Origin of the sequence: Nocardioides sp. CPCC 206347 (assembly GCF_048654605.1) — a bacterium.
Taxonomy (GTDB): domain Bacteria; phylum Actinomycetota; class Actinomycetes; order Propionibacteriales; family Nocardioidaceae; genus Nocardioides.
Genome location: NZ_JBMCYZ010000001.1, coordinates 47,276 through 62,108 on the forward strand (window position 1 = coordinate 47,276; position 14,833 = coordinate 62,108).

Genomic DNA, 14,833 nt, shown 5'->3' on the forward strand with positions numbered 1-14,833 from the left:
GTAACGTGTTCTAGTTGGTCTTGTCTCGCCGCTGATCCGTGTCGAGACCATCGACGAGCCAGCCCTGGTCGGTGTGCACCATCGTGACCAGCACCTTGAAGGGCGTCACCACGGTCTCCGGCTTCCCCTCGCGTTCCCGTGAAACCACCTGGTTGAGGAACACCAGCGCCTGCAGCCTGGTCCGGTTGGCCCGGACGACACCCTGGGCGACGACGTTGGCCTGGACCACCGTCTTCTGGAGCACGAACTGCTCCTTGATGTCCCTTGCGGTCGTGCGGTACTGCCCCTCGAACTTCGAGGTCATCACCTTGGCGGCAGCGTCGACCTCGGCGTCGTACTTCTGGTAGTCGACCGCGACGATGTCCTGGGCAGCCTTGGCGGCTGCCTCCACACCCTCGACGGTGGCGATCTCGGAAGCGACGACCGGCCGGCCGTCGGGCACGGTGATCTCACCGGCGGTGTCGGTGACCTTGGGCGCCGGGTCGTCCTCGGTCACCTTCAGGATCCCGAACCACACGGCCTGGGCGAAGAGGACCAGGGCGACGAGCACGAGGGCGATCACGAGACGGCGCGTGGTCCGCGGGCGAGCCAGCAGGCCGGGTGCACCGGACTCGACGGTCGGCTCGTCGGCGGGCTCCGGCGTCGACGCTTCGGACGTGGTCTCGACCGCCTCGACCTCGTCGGCCGTCTCGGCCTTGTCGGCCTTGTCGGCCAACTCGACCGTCTCGTCGGTCTCTTCCGGACGCGTCGTCGGGCTCTGGCCGGCAAGCTTGCGCGGTCGGGGCGTGGTGCCGCGCGAGCTCGCGGGGCGTCGGGGTGTGGGGCGACTCATGGGGGTACTCCTCAGCCCAACTGCACGTACTGGAGGTCACGGGTGAGCCAGCGGTCCTTGACCAGGGCCAGTTCGACCTGGATCCGGTAGTTGCGCGCCTCTTCCTTGAACTCCGTTGTCTTGTTGGTGACCGTGCCGCTGGTGGCGACGATCACGGTGGCCGAGTCGTTGTCGCCGGCCACCAGGCCGGACCAGACGACCTCGGCGACCATGCTGGACTGGGCCTCGCTGGCGAGCTTCTTCAGGCCGGAGACGCCCTTGTTGTACTCCTTGAGGAAGTCCCCGGTCGACATCGACTGCACCGACTTGATGGTCGCGTCGGGCTCCTTGTAGCTGAAGTTCACGAAGGCCGTGACCATCTTCGTCGCGGCCTCGAGCTGCGCGGCGACGCGCTCCTGCTCCGAGTCCTTGGCCAGGGGGACGGCCTGGACGATGCCGCGGCCGACGTCCTGTCCGGCACCGGGCACCACGTCGACACCGTCGACGCGCGAGTCCAGCTCCGACTTCAACGCGATCGCGACCAGGACGGCCATGCACGCGAAGATCACGATCGCGGCATAGAGCGCGATGTTGAGCCGGACGCGGCTGCGTTCCTCGGTCAACGCCGGGGTCACCGGCTCGCCACCGGACCCACCAACAGCCACTTCCACGCATCCCCTCCCAGGACGGACAGGTTCTCCGGCTGCATCAGCTTCACCGGGTTCCCTGCTGTGTCGACCAGTCCGGGCACAGCGCCGGTGGACGGGTCGTAGGTGCCACTGTAGACGCGGCCCGGGGACGCCCGGTTCTTGCGGTTCGCCGGGACGTACCTGCTGCCCCGCATGGCGTACGGCGGGGGCGCCGTACAGCTCACGTCTGCGGGCTCCACGTCGGTCAGGTCCTGCGTGGAACGCCAGTCCTCGGGCGGCACGTAGCCCTGGGTGCAGGGCGGGACGCTGTAGTCGAACTGGAGGTTGACGTGGCCGTAGCCGTCGGCCGTGCTCCCGCTCGGCCCACCAGCGATCAGCGCCGGGTAGGTGACGAGCAGCTGCTCGAGCCCGTCGAGCTCGGTGAACAGGATCTGGTCGATCGTGACGAGGTCACCGAAGAGGATCGGCAGGGTCGGTTCCAGTTCCTTCAACAGGCGCGTCAGCTCGCGCGCGGCGCCCGGGGTGGCGCTGAGGACGGTGCGCAGGCTTCCGTCGTTCTCCCGCAGCATCGTCGTGACCGTGTTCAGGTCGGCGGCGAACTTGCGGATGTTCTCCTTCTCGCCCTGCTGGGTGCGCAGGACGGTCAGGCCGTCGTTCAGCAGGGCGATCGTCTCGTCGGTGTGCTCGCTGGCCTCGGCGATGAACTTCGAACCACCGTCGAGCAGTCGCTGGAGGTCTGCCCCGGTGTCGTTGAACATGACGCCGAGCTCCTCGACGACCTTCTGCAGGCTCTCCTTGTCGACCGATTGGACGAACTGGTTGAGGTCGACCAGCAGGTCGCCCTCATCGACGGGGAGCGACTCGGCCGTGCCGACGAACTTCGACCCGTCCTTCGCGTACGGGCCCTTGTCGTCAGCAGGCTGGAAGTCGAAGTACTGCTCACCGACAGCAGAGAGGTTGTGCACCGAGATCGCCGAGTCGAGCGGGACCTTCGCGTCGTGGTCCAGCGCGAGGGTCAGGTCGATGCCCTCCTCGGTCGGCACCACCTTGGAGACCTTGCCGATCTTGACGCCGCGGTAGGTCACCTCGCTGCCTTCGAAGATGCCGCCGGAGCCGGGCAGCGTCGCAGTGACCGTGAGGCCACGACCGGTGACCTTGTCGACCAGGCCGAGGTAGCTGGCCGTGATGTAGGTGATGCCCACCGCGCTCAGCACGACGAAGGCCATCAGCCGGATCCGTACGCCGCGGCTCATGCCGTCGCTCCCAGGAGGCTCTCGGTGGTGTCGTTGTCGTACGACGCCTCGGTGCCGAACAGGCCGCGGGTGAGACCCGCCAGCGGGCCGTCCGAGCCGAGCAGGCCGTTCTTCAACAGGTTGTTCAGGTCGAGGGTCGGCAGCGAGTTCAGCAGCTTGCACACCGGGCTCGTCCTGAGCGCGGCCGTCTTGCACTGGTCCTGCAGGTCCTTGAGCAGGTTGACGTCGTTGAGCACCTTGGCGCACGCGGTCCCGGTGAGGTTCCCGCTCTGCAGGCACCGGGTCACCTGGTTCAGCACCTCGCCGAGGTCGGGCAGCTGGATCTCCGGGAGCCCCAGCGTCTTGTAGAGGTTGGCGATGTCCAGGTCGGCGCGGATGATCGTGTCGGCATAGTCGCCCTCGACGATCTTGTTGGCCGACTGCGGGAACGGGAAGCTCACGAGCAGGTTGAGGCCGGGTGCGAGCTGCTCGTCGGCCTCGGTCAGCTTGCGCAGGACCGGGCTGAGGTCCTTGAGGATGCTCAGCACGTCCTCCTTGCTCGCGTTGATGACCCGGGTGCCGACCTTGCCCAGCTTGTCGAGGGCGGTCAGCATCGCGATCAGCTCGTCGTGCTGGGCTGCGAGGACCTTGATCGCCGGGCCGGTGGCGTCGAGCGCCTCGCCGATCGTGTCCTTCTCCGCGTTGAGCTTGGTGGTCAGGTTGTTCATCGACTGCAGCGCGTTGATGATGTCGACCTTCTGCTGGTCGATGGTGCCGACCACCGAGTCCAGGGACGACAGCAGGTTGCGCAACCGGTCCTCGCGTCCCGACATCACCTGGTTCGCCTCGTGCACGATCGTGCCGAGCTGGGCAACGCCGCCGCCGCTGAGCAGGAACGAGAGGGCGCCGAGCACTTCCTCGACCTCCGGGTTCCGGCCCGTCTCGGCGAGCTGGATGGTGTCGCCCTCGGCCAGACGACCGGTGGCCACCTGCTCCTTCGGGGCTTCGAGGGCGACGTACTTCTCGCCGAGGAGGGACACCTGCCGGATGTCGGCGATGACGTTGTCGGGGAGCACCACGTCCTTGCGCAGGATCAGGGTGACCTTGGCGTTCCAGCCGGCCCGCTCGACCTCGGTCACCTCGCCGACGACGACGTCGTCGACCATGACCGGGGACCGCGGGACGACGTTGAGGACGTCCTTGAAGTACGCCGTGATCTCGAAGGCGTCGTCGGCGTCGACCGGGTGCCCGGGCAGGGGCAGGTCATAGGCGCCGTCGAAGTCACATCCGGTGAGCAGCACGGCGCCGGCCAGCAGCGCCGCCGCACCGCGGGCCCACCGGCGCCCGAGTCGGCCATCCACGAAGCGGCTGGTCACGATCCACCTCCGAGCAGGCTCTCGACCGAGGCGTTGTCACCCGTCGAGTAGGAGACCTCGGTGACCTCGGGTCGCCGGATCCCCTGGGGGGTGTCGACCTGCTTGGGCAGGTACGACTTGTACTCGGGCGGCAGCCACGGCAACTGGCTGATGATCGGCTCGAGCAGCTTCTCGATCAGGTCGCAGGTCGTGTCCTTGAGCGCGGCAGGCATGCCCGGCTGCTGCTGGATCACGGCGCAGAGGAAGCCGTCGGCATCCCAGATCTGGCCACCGATGCCGATGCGGGAGTTCTGCGAGTCGGTGACGTGGTCGAAGCCCATGTGCAGGTTGCCCATGGCCACGGGTGCGACCTCCATCGCCTTCTTCAGGTTGTCCTTCTCGGACACGATGGTGCTCAGCACGTCGGTCAGCTTCCGCACGTCGGTGACGAACGCATCCCGGTTGTTCTTCACGAAGGACTCGACGCTGCCGACGGCCTGGGCGACCGCGGTCACGGCCTGCTCCAGCTCGTCGCTCTCCTCGGCGAGCATCGCCGAGACACCAGTGAGGTCCTGCATGAAGGCGCGCACCAGGGTGTCGTTCTCGGCCAGGGTCCTGGTGAACTCGGCCAGGTAGGTCACCGTCTCGAACAACGGGCCGGCGCCGTCGCCGAACGTCTCGGCGGCCTGGGCGAGGTCACGGATCATCTGGTTGCCCTTGGTGCCCTGCCCCGAGAAGGCCTTCTCCCCCGCCGCCAGCAGGTGGTCGAGGGTGCCGTCGGCATTGACCCCGTTGGGGCCGAGCGCCTGGGTCAGCGACTGGAGGCTGGCGTAGATGCGGTCGAGCTCGACCGGAACCCCGGTCTGCGGCAGCGCGATGTCGGCACCGTCCGCCATCACGTCGCCTCCTACGTACACGGGCGTGAGCTGGACGAACCGGTCGGCGACCAGGGTCGGCGTCACGATGACGGCCTGGGCCTCCGCGGGGATCTTGTACGACGCGTCGTACTCCATCTCGACCCGGACCGAGTTGCCGGCCGGGGTCACTGCCGTCACCTTGCCGACGTTGACGCCGAGGATCCGGACGTCGGTGCCCTTGTAGACGCTGACCGCTCGCGGGAAGTGCGCGGTCACCGTCTTCATCCTGGTCGGCGAGTTGAAGACGTTGATCATGACGGCGACGAGCAGGACCACGCCGACGAGGATCAGGACCCGTCGGTCGATGCGCTTGAAGATCGAGGAAACCATCGTCATCACTCCGGGAATCCGGGCAGGAACTCACCGGTGGGCAGGGCGAGCAGGTTCGCCGCGTAGGCGTCGAACCACGGGCCGGTGCCGATGATGTTGGACAGGATGGAGACGTACGGACCGAGGGCCGCCAGCGTCTCCTTGATCTTCTTCTTCTTGCTCGAGAGGAAGCTCACCAGGCCGTCGACCTCCTTGAGGGCGGGGCCGATCTGCTTCTCGTTGTCCTTCACGAGGCCGCGCAGCTCCTGCGCCAGGAGGCGCGCGTTGACCAGCAGGTCGTGGACAGCGGTCTGGCGCTTGGTGAGCTCCTGGAAGACCAGGTCGCTGCTCTTCATCAGCTTCACGATGTCGTCGCTGCGCTCGGAGAGGACCTTGGTGACCTCCTTCGAGCTCTCGAAGAGGGTCTGGATCTCCTCGTCCCGGGAGGCGACGCTGCGCGAGAGGCGCGCGATGCCGTCGAAGGACGCCTGGATCTCGGGGGCGGAGACATCGAGCGTGTCGGCCACCGTGTCCAGCGCTTCCGACAACTGCTGGGTGTCGATGTCCTCGGTCGTGTTCGTGAGGTCACTGAAGACGCCGACGATGTCGTACGCGGACTCGGTGCGCTCGACCGGGATCGTGCCGCCCTCGGCGAGCTGGCCCTTGCCGACCGGCTGCACGTCGAGGTACTTCTCGCCCAGCAGGTTGAGGACCTCGATCGAGGCCGTGCTCTCCTTGCCGAAGTCGACGTCGCCGTCGAGGTCGAACTTCACCACGACCTTGTCCCCGTCGAGGGTCACGTCGCTGACCCGGCCCACCCGGATCCCGCCCACCTGGACGATGTTGCCCTTGTGGATGCCGCTGGCGTCGCTGAACTCGGCGTAGTACGTGGTACCCCGGAAGCCCGGGAACTTGCCGAGGTTGAAGGTCGCCGCCGACACCAGCACCATCACCACGAGGGTGATCACGCCGAGCCGCAGTACGCGTGCTTCGCTTGCCCTGGCCATCAGTCCTGACACCTCGGCGCGCTGGAGTGGAACTCGATGTCCCCGATGTACTTCTGGATCTCCTTGATGATCGGCAGGTTCGCGACCAGCGGCAGCCTGATCTTCGCGGAGAAGCCGCAGACGTAGTACTGGTACCAGGAGCCGTAGGTGCCGGTCCGGGTCTGGTCCTGCATCGTCTCGGGCATCCGGTCCAGGAGCTGCGACAGGTTGGCGCGGTTCTCGGGCTTGTTGAGCAGCCTGGACAGCGCGCGCAGCGCGGCGATGTCCTCCTTGAGCAACGGCCGGCCCCGGCGCAACAGGTCCGCCACGGTCACCGTGAGCTGCGAGATGTTGTCGAGTGAGGAGCCGATCGTGTCGCGATCCTTCGCCAGGTCGGTCATCCAGTCCTTCAGCTCGATCACCAGGGTGCTGAGCTGGTCGTGGCGCTCGTCGACGGTCTTCAACGTCTGGCTCAGGTTGGTCACCACGTCACCGATCAGCGCGTCGCGGTCGGCGAGCGTGCCGGTGAGTGAAGCCGTGTGTGCGAGGAGGCTCTTCACGGTTCCGCCCTCGCCCTGCAGCACCTGCACCAGGTTCATGCTGAGCTCGTTGACCTGCTCGGGGCTCAGCGCTGCGAAGAGCGGCTTGAAGCCGTCGAAGAGCACGGTGAGGTCGAGGGCCGGCTTGGTGTGGTCGACCGGGATGGTCCCGCCGTCCTCGAGCGGTCGCGCGTCCTCGGAGCCGGTGCCTGCCTCGAGCGCCATGTAGCGGTCACCGACGAGGTTGAGGAACCGGATCTCGGCACGCGATGCGGTCGTCATCTTCACGCCCGCGTCGACCTTGAAGGTCACGATCGCCCGGGAACGCTCGTAGTGCTCGACCTTCTTGACCTCGCCGACGTTGACGCCTGCGACGCGTACGTCGTCTCCCTTCGACAGCGACGTCGCGTTGGTGAAGATGGCCCGGTACTCGTTGCGATCGCCGAAGCCGATGTTGCCCATGATCACGGCCAGCAGGCCGGTCACGAAGATGGAGACCATGGTGAAGACGCCGAGCTTGATCGCTGCCGAGTAGGTGGCGTGGTTGCGCTGACGGCGCAGGTTCGCTTCGGTGGGGAGACTCATCCGGCCGCCTTCCCTTCGCGGACCACGGGCCCGTACAACAGGGACCCCAGTGCGCCGTACGCCTCGGGGGAACGGCCGCTGTCACCAGCGAGCATCGCGTTGAGGACCTCCTGCTCGCCGGCGCTGCCGGCGTAGCCACTGTCGATGTCTGCGGCGGGGTTCGGGTTGGGGAGGCCGGGGATCGGGAACGGGAGGTACCCGCCCTTCTCGTCGATGTCGGACCCCTGGTCGAGCTTCACGCCGGGAGCCGGCACGGTGAACTTCGGCAGGCCCAGGCACCACGGTCCGTGCCCGACCTCGCCGTACTCCGGCAGGTCGCGCTCGTCGTACGGACGGAACTGCGGGTTGCCGAACTCCATGTACTGCTTGACGACGTTGCCCTCGAAGGTCTTGGAGAGGATCGGCTCGTAGTTGGCGGCGCCGCGGATCAGGCACGGGAACTCGGGCGAGTACCGCGCCAGCAGGGCGATCACCGGAGCGGTGACCTCACCCATCCGGATGAGGTTCTGCTCGTTGTCGCCGAGGATGCGACGCGCGGTGTTCGCCAGGCCGGTGAGGTCGGAGAAGAAGACGTCGAGGTCGGCCGCCTTCTCCGTCACCGTCTTGCTGCTCACGGTCACGTTGTCGAGCACGTCGAGCAGGTCCGGGGCAGCCAGGTCATACGCGTCAGCGACCTCGGCGAGCGCGATCAGGTCCTTGCGCAGCGTGGGCAGCGACTCGTCGATCGCACCGATGTACTGACCGAGCTGGTCCATCGTCGCGCCGATGTCCTCGCCGCGACCCTCGAGCGCGGTCAGCAGCGCGTTGAGGGTGGCATTGAGGTCCGCGGGACGGACCGCGCGCAGCAGCGGGAAGAGGTCGGCGAGGATCTGGCTGAGCTCGACATTGGTCTCGACCCGGTCCGACGGGATCACGTCACCGTCCTTGAGCGCCGTCGCGGAGGCGGCCTCGGGCCGGATCAGCGCCACGAACTTCTGGCCGAACAGGGTCGTGGGCAGGATCTGCACCTCGACGTTCGCCGGGATCTTCGTGGCCGCCTCGGGCTCGATGGCCAGGGTGATCTCGGCCTCCTCGCCATCCTGGGAGATCTTGTCGACACGGCCGACGAGCGCGCCGTTGAGGCGCACGTCGCCGAACTTCGCCAGCTGCAGGCCGGCGCGGTCCGCCTTCACGGTCACGATGGTGCTGTTGTCGAACGTCTTGTTGTAGATCGCGATCGACAGCCAGAGCAGCAGCGCGATGACGCTGAGGAAGACGACACCCGCGACCAGGAGACGGTTGTGCTCCTTCGCGCTGTCATGGTGGATGTTCACCAGCACGGCAGGACCCCCCTCATCCGGTGATCCTGACGGTCGTGGTCGAGCCCCAGATGGCGAAGCTCAGGAAGAAGTCGGCCACCACGATGGTCACGATGCTCGTGCGGATGGCCGTACCGACAGCACGGCCGACACCTGCGGGTCCGCCGGACGCGGTGTAGCCGTAGTAGCAGTGGATCAGGATCACGGCGACCGCGAGGAACAGCAGCTTGAAGAAGGACCAGAGCATGTCGATCGGCGGCAGGAACTGCAGGAAGTAGTGGTCGTAGGTTCCTGCGGACTGTCCGTAGATCAGGGTGACGATCAGTCGCGGCGAGAGGTACGACGCGCACAGGGCGACGATGTACAGCGGGATCACCGCGATGAACGCCGCGATCATCCGGGTGGTGACCAGGAACGGCAGCGAGGGAATGCCCATCACCTCGAGTGCGTCGATCTCCTCCGAGATCCGCATCGCACCGAGCCGGGCGGTGTAGCCGCAGCCAACGGTCGCGGCGAGCGCGATCGAGGACACGAGCGGAGCGACCTCACGGGTGTTGAAGTACGCCGAGATGAACGCACTGAACTTCGCGACGCCGATCTGGCTGAGCGAGGCGTACCCCTGGATGCCGACCTCGGTGCCCGCGAAGAAGGCCATGAACGCGATGACGCCGACCGACCCGGCGATCAGGCTCAGTCCCCCGGCACCGAAGGCGACCTCGGCGAGGGTGTTCGAGATCTCGCGGGGATAGCGCCGGATCGCGCGCGGCGCCCAGGCGAGCGCCTTGACGTAGAAGAGCAGCTGGTCGCCGTACCCCTCGAGGGAGGCACGGCGCGCCCGGACGGCGCCTCCGAAGAACTCACTGGCCGCCGACATCACAGACCCACCGGTGGAGCGACCTGGAAGTAGATGGCGGTGATCACGGCGTTCAGGAAGAACAGCGCCATGAACGCGATGATGACCGCTTCGTTGACGGCGCGACCGACGCCGCTCGGGCCGCCGCCCGCGTTGAGCCCCTTGTAGGCCCCGATGATCGCTGCCAGCCAGCCGAAGATGGCGGCCTTGATCATGGCGATGTAGAGGTCGGGCAGCGACGCGAGCTGCGCGAAGGTCGAGAGGAAGGCTCCGGCCGATCCGCCCTGGACGATGACGGTGAAGAAGTAACCGCCTCCGATCCCGGCGGCGATCACGATGCCGTTGATCATCAGGGCCACGAACACCGTCGCCACCACCCGCGGGGCGACCAGGCGTTCGAGCGGGTCGATGCCCAGCACTTCCATGGCGTCGATCTCTTCGCGGATCTTGCGGGCGCCGAGGTCCGAACAGATGGCGGACCCGGCCGCACCGGCAATGATCATGGCGGCCGCCATCGGGGCCGCCTCGCGCACCGTGGCGAGCACGGCCGTGGCGCCGGCGAAGGACTGGGCCCCGAGCTGACCGGTCAGGTTGCCGACCTGGAGCGAGATGACCGCGCCGAAGGGGATCGACACCATGATCGTCGGCATCAGCGTGACGGTCGTGACGAACCAGGCCTGCTCGAGGAACTCCCGGACCTGGAACTTGCGCGTGAAGATGATCTTGGTGACCTCGACCACCATGACCGCGATTTCACCGGGGCCACGTACGACCGAAACGGCGTTGAACGCCACGCCCCGTCTCCTCTTCCCGTCATGTCCCTCAGCGGCCCGAGCCGCACTGCCCGGCAATAGTAGAACACGTTCTCGTTGTGACCAACGCTACAACGCCCCTACGCACACTCAACGCCCTCCCCCGTACCCGAGTCACGGCAGGCGCGTGCAGCCGCCTGCACCGCGACGGCCGACCGACTCCCTAGGATCGGGACGTGCCCACAGCAGACAGCCGGATCATGACCGCCGTGCGGGCCGCCGGGGGCCATCCGTCGGCCGTCCTGCTGTTCGCCCAGCTCACCGTGGTCCTGGCCTACCCGAGCCTCGACGACTCGACCGTCGGCCGGGCCGTCCTGGGCGTGGTGCAGATGCTCGTGGTCCTCACCGCCGTCTGGGCCGTACGACGCACGCCCGTGCTGGCCTGGGTGGGCGGCTTCCTCGGCGTGCCGGCGATGGCCCTGACCGTGGCCGAGGCGATCAGCCCCGACACCGAGTGGGTGGTGCTCGCCTCGGCGGCCTTCCACGTGCCGTTCTACTTCTTCGTGTCGTACGCGATGCTCCGCTACCTGTTCCACGACGACGAGGTGACCCGCGACGAGATCTTCGCGACCGGCGCGGCGTTCACCGTCGTCGCCTGGGGGTTCGCCTACCTCTACGCCGCCGCGCAGGTGCTCTGGCCCGGATCCTTCATCGGGTTCAACAGTGCCGACGACGCCGAGGCGCTCCCCTGGTTCGAGCTGCTCTACCTGTCGTTCACCACGCTGACGAGCGTCGGCCTGTCCGACGTCTACCCCGTGATGGACCAGGCGCGCTCGTTCGTGATGGTCGAGCAGGTGGCCGGGGTGTTCTACATCGCGCTGGTCGTCGCCCGGATGGTCGGACTGGCCGCGCGACGGAAGTGAGCCACCCGGAGCAGGGCTACTTCGTGGCTTCCATCATCTGACGGAGCTCGCGCTTCAGGTCGCTGATCTCGTCGCGCAACCGCGCCGCGAGCTCGAACTGGAGCTCCGCTGCAGCGCCCTTCATCTGGTCGGTGAGGTCCTGGATCAGCTGGGCGAGGTCGGCGCTCGGCAGGCCCGCCAACGCTGCCGCATGGCCGCCGATGTCGGTGCTCCGCAGTTGCGGGGTCGGCGACTTCTTGGGACGCACTCCCCCGGCGCGACCCTTCACCCCCGCGTCGGCCCACGTCTGGAGCAGCTCCTGGGTCGTCTCGTCCTCGCGCGCCAGCATCTCGGTGATGTCGGCGATCTTCTTCCGGAGCGGCTGGGGATCGACGCCGTGCGCCAGGTTGTAGGCCACCTGCTTCTCGCGGCGGCGGTTGGTCTCCTCGATGGCCGACTCCATCGACCGGGTGATCCGGTCGGCGTACATGTGGACCTCGCCCGACACGTTGCGGGCGGCCCGGCCGATGGTCTGGATCAAGGACTTGTCGGAGCGCAGGAAGCCCTCCTTGTCGGCGTCCAGGATCGCGACGAGGGAAACCTCCGGCAGGTCGAGGCCCTCGCGGAGCAGGTTGATGCCGACCAGGACGTCGTACAGGCCGAGACGGAGGTCGCGCAGCAGCTCGATCCGCTTGAGCGTGTCGACCTCGGAGTGCAGGTAGCGGGTGCGGATGCCCGCGTCGAGGAGGTAGTCGGTGAGGTCCTCGGACATCTTCTTGGTCAGGGTGGTGACCAGGATCCGCTCCTCCTTCTCGGTGCGCACCCGGATCTCGTGGATCAGGTCGTCGATCTGGCCCTTGGTCGGCTTCACGACCACCTGGGGGTCGACGAGGCCCGTCGGGCGGATGATCTGCTCGACGACGTCGCCCTGGACCTTGTCGAGCTCGTAGTCTCCCGGGGTCGCTGACAGGTAGATGGTCTGGCCGATCCGCTCGAGGAACTCCTCCCAGCGCAGCGGCCGGTTGTCCATCGCGCTCGGCAGCCGGAAGCCGTGATCGACCAGGTTGCGCTTGCGGGACATGTCGCCCTCGTACATGCCGCCGATCTGCGGGATCGCCACGTGCGACTCGTCGACCACCATCAGGAAGTCCTCGGGGAAGTAGTCGAGGAGCGTGTTGGGCGCCGTTCCCCGCGCGCGGCCGTCCATGTGCATCGAGTAGTTCTCGATGCCGGAGCAGGAACCGACTTGCCGCATCATCTCGACGTCGTACGTCGTGCGCATCCGCAGGCGCTGCGCCTCGAGCATCTTGCCCTGCCGCTCGAAGGTCGCCAGCTGGTCGGCGAGCTCGAGCTCGATGCCGTTGATCGCCTTCTCCATGCGCTCCGGGCCGGCGATGTAGTGGCTGGCCGGGAAGACGTGGAGCTCGGTGTCCTCTGTGAGCACCTCGCCGGTGACCGGGTGCAGCGTCATCAACCGCTCGATCTCGTCGCCGAAGAACTCGATGCGGACGGCGAGCTCTTCGTAGACGGGGAAGATCTCCAGCGTGTCGCCCCGGACCCGGAAGGTGCCGCGGGTGAAGGCCATGTCGTTGCGGGTGTACTGGATCTCGACGAGACGTCGCAGCACCGAGTCACGGTCGTGTTCCTCCCCCACGCGCAGCCGGAGCATCCGGTCGACGTACTCCTGCGGGGTGCCGAGGCCGTAGATGCACGACACCGTCGACACCACGATCACGTCGCGGCGGGTCAGCAGGCTGTTGGTCGCCGAGTGGCGCAGCCGCTCGACCTCCTCGTTGATCGAGGAGTCCTTCTCGATGTAGGTGTCGGTCTGCGGGACGTACGCCTCGGGTTGGTAGTAGTCGTAGTACGAGACGAAGTACTCGATCGCGTTGTTCGGGAACAGCTGGCGCAGCTCGTTGGCGAACTGGGCGGCCAGGGTCTTGTTGGGCTGCAGCACCAGCAGGGGGCGCTGCACCTGCTCGGCGACCCAGGCCACCGTGGCGGTCTTCCCCGTGCCGGTGGCACCCAGGAGGACGACGTCCTTGGCGCCGGCGTTGAGCCGCTGGGTGATCTCGGCGATGGCGGCCGGCTGGTCACCGGACGGGACGTAGTCCGACTCGACGTGGAAAGGGGCGACTCGACGCTCGAGATCGGTGACCGGACGCATGGATTCAGCGTACGGGCGGCCACCGACAACGGTCAGCGCGGCTTGTCCGGCTGCACCCGCAGGGCGTGCAGGGCGGTCGCCAGCATCGCGTAGTGGCCCGCCAGCATCACGATCTCGATCTTCTCGCGCTCGTCGAACTCCTCGCCGAGCTCCGCCCACAGCGCGTCCGACAGGTCCTGGTCCGCCACCAGCTCGTCCGTGGCCCGCAGCAGCAGCCGCTCGCGTGCGGAGAACCCGCTGGGTTCGTCGTCCCCCTCGATCGCCGCGATCTCGTCGCGGGTCAGTCCGGCACGCCGGCCGAGCCTGCGGTGCTGCTCCAGCTCGTAGGTCGACCCGCGGCGGCTCGCGACCCGAAGGATCACCAGCTCCGACTCACGGCGCGCGAGGCGGCCTCCCGGCATCAGGCGCCCGGCGAAGTGCAGCCAGCCCCAGAACAGCCGGCGGTGGCGACCGAGGGTCAGGAAGACAGCGGGCGGCTCGGTGCCCTGCATCCGACCGGCGACCCGCGCGAAACCGGCGACGAACGGCCCGACGTCGCGCCACCCGCCGGGCGCGATGCGCGCGCCGGAACCGGCGGTCATGCCGGCTCCACCGGGTCGGGACGACGCGCCTTCTCCACGGACGGGAGCACCCGGTTCGCGCCGTAGTTGAAGATCCGCATGGCGACGGCGTAGCCAGGCGGGAAGTACCGCTGCAGCCAGTGCACCAACCGGATGTCGGCCGACGTGTAGACCCAGTAGCGGTTGCGCAACGCGCCTCGCCAGATCGCCTCGGCGGCCTTCTCGGGAGTCACCGCCCGCTTCTGGAAGTGCCCACGGGCGCGGACGAACGCCTTGTTCTGCTGGTCGATCCCGGCGATCCGGATGGTCGCCACGAGGCCGGTGTCGACCCCGCCCGGGCACACCAGGCTCACGCCGATGCGGTGCTTGCGCAGGTCGTAGCGCAGGACCTCCGACACTCCTCGAAGGCCGAACTTGGTGGCGCTGTAGGCCGCGTGCCAGGGCATCGCGATGATGCCCGCCGCGGACGACACGTTGACCAGCTGCCCACCGCGCCGGGCGTCGATCATCGGCGGCAGGAACTCCTCGATGACGTGGATCGGGCCCATCAGGTTCACGTCGACGAGTCGTTGCCAGTGCTCGGGCTCGAGGCTGCGCACGGTGCCCCAGATCGCGATGCCGGCGACATTGAGGACCACGTCCATCGGACCCGACTGTTGCGTGATGTGGGCGGCCAGGCGTCGTACCTGGGCGTGGTCGGAGACGTCCGCAGGCTCCGCGGTCGCGACCTGGCCGCCCCGGGCCCTGATGTCGTCGGCCACCGCCGCCAAGGGCTCGGCCTGGAGGTCGGTCAGGTGCAGTACGGCGCCACGTTCGGCGGCGTACTCGGCCACCGCGCGGCCGATGCCGCTCGCGGCACCGGTGACGAAGACCTGCTTGCCGGCGAGGTCACGCACCGGGGCTCGGAACCACATGGG

The 14,833-nt window shown here is 67.7% G+C and carries 14 protein-coding genes; 1 reads left to right on the plus strand and 13 read right to left on the minus strand.

The genetic code is table 11. From position 1 onward, the window contains the following. Positions 1-10: 10 nt before the first annotated feature. Genes ACOACQ_RS00275 through ACOACQ_RS00320 form a run of 10 tightly spaced genes read right to left on the minus strand, consistent with a single transcriptional unit; the run spans position 11 to position 10,278 of the window. A complete protein-coding gene (locus ACOACQ_RS00275) occupies positions 11-832 on the minus strand; it encodes a hypothetical protein (protein ID WP_420287362.1) in 822 nt (273 codons plus the stop codon). Positions 833-843: 11 nt separating this feature from the next. After that, positions 844-1,482: a hypothetical protein gene (locus ACOACQ_RS00280; protein WP_378597099.1), complete on the minus strand. Its 639-nt coding sequence runs from the start codon at positions 1,480-1,482 to the stop codon at positions 844-846. Continuing rightward, positions 1,443-2,714: an MlaD family protein gene (locus ACOACQ_RS00285; RefSeq protein ID WP_420287363.1), complete on the minus strand. Its 1,272-nt coding sequence runs from the start codon at positions 2,712-2,714 to the stop codon at positions 1,443-1,445. The genes ACOACQ_RS00280 and ACOACQ_RS00285 overlap by 40 nt, the downstream gene beginning before the upstream one ends. Beyond that, positions 2,711-4,069, minus strand: a complete 1,359-nt coding sequence (locus tag ACOACQ_RS00290; RefSeq protein WP_420287364.1) for an MCE family protein — start codon at positions 4,067-4,069, stop codon at positions 2,711-2,713. The genes ACOACQ_RS00285 and ACOACQ_RS00290 overlap by 4 nt, the downstream gene beginning before the upstream one ends. Next, entirely contained in the window at positions 4,066-5,301 is a 1,236-nt protein-coding gene (locus ACOACQ_RS00295) for an MCE family protein (protein WP_378597095.1), read from the minus strand. Before ACOACQ_RS00295 ends, ACOACQ_RS00290 begins: the two co-directional genes overlap by 4 nt. Beyond that, positions 5,301-6,281 (minus strand): MCE family protein, encoded by a 981-nt coding sequence (locus ACOACQ_RS00300; RefSeq protein ID WP_378597094.1) that lies wholly within the window; start codon positions 6,279-6,281, stop codon positions 5,301-5,303. Before ACOACQ_RS00300 ends, ACOACQ_RS00295 begins: the two co-directional genes overlap by 1 nt. Then, positions 6,281-7,384, minus strand: coding sequence for an MCE family protein (locus ACOACQ_RS00305; RefSeq protein ID WP_420287365.1), 1,104 nt, complete (start codon positions 7,382-7,384; stop codon positions 6,281-6,283). Before ACOACQ_RS00305 ends, ACOACQ_RS00300 begins: the two co-directional genes overlap by 1 nt. Continuing rightward, positions 7,381-8,703 (minus strand): MCE family protein, encoded by a 1,323-nt coding sequence (locus ACOACQ_RS00310; RefSeq protein WP_420287366.1) that lies wholly within the window; start codon positions 8,701-8,703, stop codon positions 7,381-7,383. Before ACOACQ_RS00310 ends, ACOACQ_RS00305 begins: the two co-directional genes overlap by 4 nt. 13 nt (positions 8,704-8,716) lie before the next feature. After that, positions 8,717-9,556 (minus strand): MlaE family ABC transporter permease, encoded by an 840-nt coding sequence (locus ACOACQ_RS00315; protein WP_378597091.1) that lies wholly within the window; start codon positions 9,554-9,556, stop codon positions 8,717-8,719. Further along, a complete protein-coding gene (locus ACOACQ_RS00320) occupies positions 9,556-10,278 on the minus strand; it encodes an MlaE family ABC transporter permease (protein ID WP_378597157.1) in 723 nt (240 codons plus the stop codon). Before ACOACQ_RS00320 ends, ACOACQ_RS00315 begins: the two co-directional genes overlap by 1 nt. Before the next feature lie 245 nt (positions 10,279-10,523). On the opposite strand from ACOACQ_RS00320, the gene ACOACQ_RS00325 reads away from it, so the two are divergent. Next, a complete protein-coding gene (locus ACOACQ_RS00325; RefSeq protein WP_420287367.1) occupies positions 10,524-11,210 on the plus strand; it encodes an ion channel in 687 nt (228 codons plus the stop codon). A gap of 16 nt (positions 11,211-11,226) precedes the next feature. On the opposite strand, the gene uvrB is transcribed toward ACOACQ_RS00325, so the two are convergent. From uvrB to ACOACQ_RS00340, 3 genes are read right to left on the minus strand one after another with little or no spacing between them, the layout of a single operon-like run. Then, on the minus strand, positions 11,227-13,356 hold the full coding sequence (gene uvrB, locus ACOACQ_RS00330) for an excinuclease ABC subunit UvrB (RefSeq protein WP_378597089.1): 2,130 nt from the start codon (positions 13,354-13,356) through the stop codon (positions 11,227-11,229). 32 nt (positions 13,357-13,388) lie between these two features. After that, positions 13,389-13,937: a carboxymuconolactone decarboxylase family protein gene (locus tag ACOACQ_RS00335; RefSeq protein ID WP_420287368.1), complete on the minus strand. Its 549-nt coding sequence runs from the start codon at positions 13,935-13,937 to the stop codon at positions 13,389-13,391. Then, a complete protein-coding gene (locus ACOACQ_RS00340) occupies positions 13,934-14,830 on the minus strand; it encodes an SDR family oxidoreductase (protein ID WP_420287369.1) in 897 nt (298 codons plus the stop codon). The genes ACOACQ_RS00335 and ACOACQ_RS00340 overlap by 4 nt, the downstream gene beginning before the upstream one ends. Positions 14,831-14,833 lie beyond the last annotated feature (3 nt).

Bases quoted from the DNA above. Each gene is read 5' to 3' on its own strand.
- ACOACQ_RS00275 (WP_420287362.1), bottom strand. From the start codon at position 832: ATGAGTCGCCCCACACCCCGACGCCCCGCGAGCTCGCGCGGCACCACG.
- ACOACQ_RS00285 (WP_420287363.1), bottom strand. From the start codon at position 2,714: ATGAGCCGCGGCGTACGGATCCGGCTGATGGCCTTCGTCGTGCTGAGC.
- ACOACQ_RS00295 (WP_378597095.1), bottom strand. From the start codon at position 5,301: ATGACGATGGTTTCCTCGATCTTCAAGCGCATCGACCGACGGGTCCTG.
- ACOACQ_RS00300 (WP_378597094.1), bottom strand. From the start codon at position 6,281: ATGGCCAGGGCAAGCGAAGCACGCGTACTGCGGCTCGGCGTGATCACC.
- ACOACQ_RS00305 (WP_420287365.1), bottom strand. From the start codon at position 7,384: ATGAGTCTCCCCACCGAAGCGAACCTGCGCCGTCAGCGCAACCACGCC.
- ACOACQ_RS00315 (WP_378597091.1), bottom strand. From the start codon at position 9,556: ATGTCGGCGGCCAGTGAGTTCTTCGGAGGCGCCGTCCGGGCGCGCCGT.
- ACOACQ_RS00320 (WP_378597157.1), bottom strand. From the start codon at position 10,278: ATGGTGGTCGAGGTCACCAAGATCATCTTCACGCGCAAGTTCCAGGTC.
- uvrB (WP_378597089.1), bottom strand. From the start codon at position 13,356: ATGCGTCCGGTCACCGATCTCGAGCGTCGAGTCGCCCCTTTCCACGTC.
- ACOACQ_RS00335 (WP_420287368.1), bottom strand. From the start codon at position 13,937: ATGACCGCCGGTTCCGGCGCGCGCATCGCGCCCGGCGGGTGGCGCGAC.
- ACOACQ_RS00340 (WP_420287369.1), bottom strand. From the start codon at position 14,830: ATGTGGTTCCGAGCCCCGGTGCGTGACCTCGCCGGCAAGCAGGTCTTC.